Consider the following 4,758-nt stretch of genomic DNA (forward strand, 5'->3'; position numbering starts at 1 on the left):
ACGGCGGCGACACGGCGGGCGCGGCGGAGACGCTGGGCCTGCTCATCCTGCTCGAGACGGACCCCAAGGCGCGTGCCAGCCTCCACGTGGAGCATGGCGACATGCTCATGTGGGCGGGCGACAAGGCGCGTGCGCAGGAGGCCTTCGAGAAGGCCCTCGCGGACGCTCCGGGGACGATCCGCGCGCTGGAGTTCCTGCTGCCCATCTACGAGGAGAGGCGGGACCATGCGCGCTTCGTGATGGCGGCGGAGCAGCTCGCGGCGATTCTCGCCGGCCCGGCCGCGATGGGGCTGTGGCGCGAGCGCCTCGCGGAGGCCTACGAGGCCCTCGGCCGGCTGCCGGAGGCCGCCGAGCAGCTCAAGCTGTTGCCGGAGACGCCGGAGCGGCTGGAGCACCGCGTGCGGATCGCCGAGGCGCAGGGCCTCACGGGCGAGGCGCTGCAACTGCGCGAGCGCCTCACGGAGGACCCGGCGCGGCTCGAGGCCATCCTGCGCCAGTACCTGGACGCGCAGTTGGTGGTGTTCGCGGTGCGGCTGGCCGAGCGGCTCTTCCAGGCCGGCACCCTGTCGCTGGAGATGAAACGGCTGGTGGCGGAGCGGCTCGCGCCCACGTACGAGGGCGCGGCGCTGACGCTCCACCTCTGGACCGAGCTGCTGCGACAGCAGCCGGTGGATGCGGACGGGTGGACGCTGTACGCCGAGGCCCTGAAGGCGTGCGAGGACGTGCCGATGGAGGTGGCGCGCATGGACGGCTTCGGCGCGGCGCTCGTCTCCAGCACGGCGACGGCGGCGGCGGCGACGCTCTCCCCGGTGGAGCGGCCCCAGGGCTTCCGCCACCCGCTGCCTCCGGACGCGGTGCCCGTGACGGAGGAGGGGATGCCCCGCCTGCACACGGCCCTGCGGCCCTCCTTGAGGGCGCTGGACGCGAAGGACCTGCGCGTCTTCGTGAACCCGGCCGGTGGCGTGGAGGCCTACCTCACCGCGCCGGACGAGCTGGTGGTGGGGGCGGGCGCGCTGGCGTGCTTTGGCCTGGTGGAGCTGAGCTACCTCTGCGCGCTGGCGATGTGCCTGGGAGCGTCCGGCGAGGCGCTGGCCCGTCCGGGAGAGGTGCCCGGCTTCGACGCGGCGGCGGTGGCGGCCTTCCGCGCGGTGCCCGCGTCGCTGGCGACGTCGCGCGTGCTGGCGCACCTGTCGCCCGAGGTGCGCGGCTCGGATCCGGCCACGGTGGACGTGGGCACGGTGCTGCGCACCAGCACGGCGTTCCGCGCGGTGGCCCTCGCGGCCCTGGAGGTCGTGTAACCTCGTCCTTCCTTATGTCCCGCACCCACCTGCCCCTGTTGCTCCTCCCGGTGCTCGCCGCCCTCGGCGCGTGCCTGTCCGAGACGACGTACCCGGGAGACCTCGTCGTCGGTACGTTCGACTTCCAGGCCCAGGCGAACTGGGCGCGCTCGGACTGCAAGGCGGACGGGGGGGACTTCACCCGGCTGGTGGACGGGGGCTTCGGCTTCTCGGGCACCTTCTCGCGCGACAGCGTGGACGGCGGGGTGTGGTTCACCATCGAGGGCTTCGCGCGCAAGGGCACCTACGAGGCCCCACAGCAGCGCTACACCACGGTGCACCGGGCCGGGGCCCAGCTCGCGAGCTGCGGCGAGGGCTGCAAGGGCGCGCAGCTCGAGGAGACGATGTCGGTGGTGGTGCTCAGCGACAGCCAGAGCCGGAGCATCGAGGGCAGGTGCGCGAACCTGCCGGATGGGGGCCTGCCGGATGGCTCGGTGCCGGGCCCCACGGCGAACGGCTACGACGCCGATCGGGCGTGCGGAGAGCTGAAGGTGGTGTTCCTCCCGGGGACGAGCGGCACCTGCAAGTGCGTGACGTCCTGCACGGCGGTGTACGGCGTGGAAGGCAAGCGGCGCTTCAATAGCGGCAATTGAGAAGGGAGCCTGAGATGGCGGGACCAGCGAGCGTGGCACTGGGGATGTGGCTGGCGGTGGGCGGAGCGCCCGCGGGCGGCGCGGCACCGAAGGTGGTGGATGCCACCGAGGTGGTGAAGGACCTGATGTTGGACCTGAAATACGCCACGCCGGACAACTTCCTGAAGCGCAAGGTGTACCCGGACGGGGCGCGCTGCATGCTGCGGCCCGAGTCGGCCGAGCGCCTGGCGAAGGCGGCGGACACGCTGCGCAAGCAGGGCTATCGGCTGAAGGTGTACGACTGCTATCGGCCGATCGCGGTGCAGTGGGAGATGTGGAAGATCTACCCGCACCCGGGCTACGTGGCGAACCCGAAGAAGGGGGGCAACCACAACCGTGGGGCGGCGGTGGATCTGACGCTGGTGACGCTGGACGGTGGCGAGGTGGAGATGCCGACGCCCTTCGACTCCTTCGAGAAGGCGGCGCACCACGGGTACGCGGGAGGCACGGAGGCCTCGCGCAAGCACCGGGAGATTTTGCGCGCGGCGATGGAGGGAGCGGGCTTCAAGAAGAACCTGATGGAGTGGTGGCACTACGACCTGCCGGGAGCCACGAAGCTCCCGGTGCTGGACGTGCCCTTCACGAAGCCGGAGAGCACCGAGCCCAAATAACCCGCTCCCTCCGGAGCTGACCTCGCGAACTGCTCGACGGGCCTCATCTTCATGAGTGCTTGGCTTCGCTTCGTTGGTGGGTACTGGAGATTGCTGTTGGTGGTGCTTTTGCCGGGATGCATCTCGACGAACGCGAACAGCCAACAGCTTATGTACCTTGCTCAAGCTGGTGTGGAGTGCAGCCCCAACGACTCCACGGTGAGCTGTTGCATCAAGCAGCATCCAGGCGACCCCGAGCGCTGTGGGGCTACTGCTCCGCCAAAACCGGAGGTCGAGGATACCGTCAGGGCCGCGGAGGCTGCTTCGGAGCCAGCCAAGGGCAAAGAGGCGGACCCGGACGATGGCTACAGGGACCACTGCATCGACATGTACGTCCTTTGCCAGCAGCGCAAGTGGAGCGGGAACTGCCACGACTGTCTCCGCTATCGCCAAGGTCAGAAGCAGTGGCCCTTCGACGTTTGCGGAAAGAGGTAGGCCCGTGTCCTTGGAATCCCGTGACTGGCACCAGGTGCAGGAACTGGCGAAGAGTGCCCAGCGAGACGGGGCACTTGCGCTCACTGACGAGGTACGCGACCTCTTGCGGCGTGTTGCCAGGGAAGTGGCGGTTTCCGATGGCGAAGCCGAGCAAGCCTTGCGGTTCTCGGCGAGTGCCATGGATCTCGCCATCGAGGTGAGTCGGAGGATCCGAGAGGGTTCTCGACGGCTGAGCCGTGCCATCGTGGATGCCAACCGACTCCACGCCAGCGGAAACCTCCTGGGCGCGCGAAGGTTGCTGGAGGAGCTTCTCGCCCAGGAGGTCGTTCCGCTCTACCGAGAGATCGCCAGGAACGAATGGGACGAGCTCGGTTTGTGAGGAGGGTCAGAGCGTCGCGTTGAGCTCGAGCACGGGCAGCTTGGGGCTCATCACATCCGGGTACTTGATGCCGGCGCCGGTGTTGAGCAGCAGCACGCGCTGACCGGCATCCAACCACCCGTCCCGGAGCAACATGCGCGCGGCCCCCACGAGCGCGGCACCCTCGGGGCAGATGAAGGCCCCCTCCAGGCGGCTGATGCGCTCCAGGCCCCACAGCGTGTCGGCATCGGGCACGGCGACGCAGGTGCCGCCCGTCTCGCGCACCGCCTGGAGCACGAGGAAGTCCCCGAGCGCCTTGGGCACGCGGATGCCCTGTGCCACCGTGGACGCGTTCTCCCACTTCTCCGAGACGTCCTTGCCCTCGCGGAAGGCCTTCACGATGGGCTGGCAGCCCTCGGCCTGGACGGCGACGAGCTTGGGGAAGCGCACGTTCTCCGGCAGCCAGCCCAGCTCGCGCATCTCCAGCAACGCCTTGTAGATGCCGATGATGCCCACGCCGCCACCCGTGGGGTAGAGGATGACGTCCGGCAGGCTCCAGCCGAGCTGCTCGGCGATCTCGTACCCCATCGTCTTCTTGCCCTCGATGCGGTAGGGCTCCTTGAGCGTGGCGGCCTCGAACCAGCCGTGCGCCTTGGCCGAGCGGCCGACGATGGCTCCGGCATCCGTAATCTGCCCCCGCACCATGTACGCGCGGGCACCCACGGCCGTGGCCTCCAGCACGCTCATGGCGGGCGCATCGGTGGGCATCACCAGGGTGACGGACATGCCGGCGCGAGCGCCGTAGCTGGCCCAGGCGCCCCCGGCGTTGCCGTTGGTGGGCATGGCGAGCGCGGTGATGCCCAGCTCCTTCGCCCGGCTGACGCCCGTGGCGGCGCCGCGCGCCTTGAAGGAGGCGGTGGGGTTGAGCCCCTCGTCCTTCAGCCACAAGTCGGGCAGGCCGAGCTCGGTCCCCAGGCGCGGGAGGGGGAAGAGCGGCGTCATGCCCTCGCCGAGGGAGACGATGTTCTTGTCCTCGCGCACGGGCAGCAGCTCGCGGTAGCGCCACAGCGAGGAGACGCGGCCGGCGAGGTCGGCGGGGCGCACGGCCCGGGCGGCGGCCTTCAAGTCATAGCGCACGAGCAGCGGGCCACCGCAGTCGCACAGGTTCTGGACCCGGTCCGCGTCATGCGTCTTGCGGCAGCGGGAGCATTCGAGATGGGAGAGGAAGGACATGGTTCAGGCTCCGTGCGGGGTGTGTAGCACGAAGCCCCGCCGCGCCTTCACCGGACGAAGCGCGCCATGGGCTCGACGCTGAGCTCGAACTCGGAGGCGAAGGTGGCCCCGGG

At 69.9% G+C, this 4,758-nt stretch carries 5 protein-coding genes; 4 read left to right on the top strand and 1 reads right to left on the bottom strand.

Annotated features, from left to right (window positions below):
• The 4 genes from VF794_RS18575 to VF794_RS18590 all read left to right on the top strand — a co-directional run.
• A partial coding sequence (locus tag VF794_RS18575) for a tetratricopeptide repeat protein (RefSeq protein ID WP_414640923.1) occupies window positions 1–1,298 on the top strand: 1,298 nt, incomplete at its 5' end.
• 14 nt (window positions 1,299–1,312) lie between these two features.
• Window positions 1,313–1,930, top strand: a complete 618-nt coding sequence (locus VF794_RS18580; RefSeq protein WP_331112239.1) for a hypothetical protein — start codon at window positions 1,313–1,315, stop codon at window positions 1,928–1,930.
• 14 nt (window positions 1,931–1,944) lie between these two features.
• Window positions 1,945–2,580 (top strand): M15 family metallopeptidase, encoded by a 636-nt coding sequence (locus VF794_RS18585; RefSeq protein WP_331112241.1) that lies wholly within the window; start codon window positions 1,945–1,947, stop codon window positions 2,578–2,580.
• 478 nt (window positions 2,581–3,058) lie between these two features.
• Entirely contained in the window at window positions 3,059–3,433 is a 375-nt protein-coding gene (locus tag VF794_RS18590) for a DUSAM domain-containing protein (RefSeq protein WP_331112243.1), read from the top strand.
• 6 nt (window positions 3,434–3,439) lie between these two features.
• Here VF794_RS18590 and VF794_RS18595 read toward each other — a convergent pair whose 3' ends face one another.
• A complete protein-coding gene (locus VF794_RS18595) occupies window positions 3,440–4,645 on the bottom strand; it encodes a threonine synthase (protein ID WP_331112245.1) in 1,206 nt (401 codons plus the stop codon).
• Between the last annotated feature and the right edge of the window lie 113 nt (window positions 4,646–4,758).

Source organism: Archangium sp., assembly GCF_036389735.1.
Taxonomy (GTDB): Bacteria; Myxococcota; Myxococcia; order Myxococcales; family Myxococcaceae; genus Archangium.

What these genes read in the sequence shown, in the direction of transcription:
- VF794_RS18580 (WP_331112239.1), top strand. Translation starts at nt 1,313, where the DNA reads ATGTCCCGCACCCACCTGCCCCTGTTGCTCCTCCCGGTGCTCGCCGCC.
- VF794_RS18585 (WP_331112241.1), top strand. Translation starts at nt 1,945, where the DNA reads ATGGCGGGACCAGCGAGCGTGGCACTGGGGATGTGGCTGGCGGTGGGC.
- VF794_RS18595 (WP_331112245.1), bottom strand. Translation starts at nt 4,645, where the DNA reads ATGTCCTTCCTCTCCCATCTCGAATGCTCCCGCTGCCGCAAGACGCAT.